Origin of the sequence: Gluconobacter sp. P5H9_a (assembly GCF_018812085.1) — a bacterium.
Lineage (GTDB): Bacteria > Pseudomonadota > Alphaproteobacteria > Acetobacterales > Acetobacteraceae > Gluconobacter.
Genome location: NZ_JACRVW010000042.1, coordinates 1 through 1,012 on the forward strand (window position 1 = coordinate 1; position 1,012 = coordinate 1,012).

The window sequence follows — 1,012 nt, forward strand, 5'->3', positions numbered from 1 at the left end:
GTGTTTAGTCCCGGGATTTGATGGGTTGGATTGATGATGAATCTTTCTGGCTCTGAAGTCCAGATTTTGCAGACGTATTCGTAAGGTGTGAGACCGTTCAGGGTCTTGAGCCTTCGCCCGAAATTATAGGCTGCCATGAAGTCGTTGAGGTGTGTCCTCAACTGCTCATGACTGTCGTAATGGAAGCGTTTGACGGTTGCTTCCTTGATTGTCCGGTTCATCCGCTCAACCTGACCGTTCGTCCAGGGATGATTGGGTTTCGTCAGACGATGTTCGATCCCGTGGGCTTCGCAGATCATGTCGAAGCGCATGGGACGCGACCAGGCCGTATTGCGGTTACGGGGCTGATCAGCGAACTGGATGCCGTTATCGGTCAGAATGGTGTGGATCCGGTAAGGGATGATGCTCAGGAGATGTTCGAGGAATTCCCAGGCTGTCTTCCGATCAGCTTTTTCAACCAGTTGTGTGACAGCGAATTTGCTTGTCCGGTCGATGGCGACGAAGAGATACAGCTTGCCTTCAGCAGTTTGGACCTCGGCAATATCGATGTGAAAAAAGCCGATGGGATAGCGTTTGAAGCGCTGGCGTTTGGGCTTGTCTCCTTCGATGTCCGGCAACCGGGAGATCCCGTGGCGCTGAAGGCAGCGATGCAGAGCCGAGCGTGTCAGATGAGGGATGCTGGCCTGCAGGGCATAAAGACAGTCATCCAGCGGCAGTAAAGTATGCCGGCGAAACGCCACGATCATTGCTTCGTCTGTCTCGGACAGGACCGTTGAGCGCGGCTCTTTAGGACCTGTCTTCTGATCCTCAACCGTTTGACGCTTTCGCCATTTTGCAACTGTTTTCGGGTTGATCCCGAACTCCTCGCTCAGCGTCGCGAGCGAAGCCTGCGATCGCTGTAGTGCTGCTCGCACGGCGTGCGTGGTCGTGGCGCTGCCATGACGTATCTGTCCCATAAGGCTTCCTTCCACTCGCGTGAAAATATCACACCATCAAAACACGGGACTAAACA

At 54.1% G+C, this 1,012-nt stretch carries 1 protein-coding gene; it reads right to left on the reverse strand.

The features are described 5' to 3' along the window. Window positions 1-956 (reverse strand): IS481 family transposase (locus KP708_RS15355; protein ID WP_059431489.1); only part of this gene is annotated, 956 nt, incomplete at its 3' end. Window positions 957-1,012: the final 56 nt, after the last annotated feature.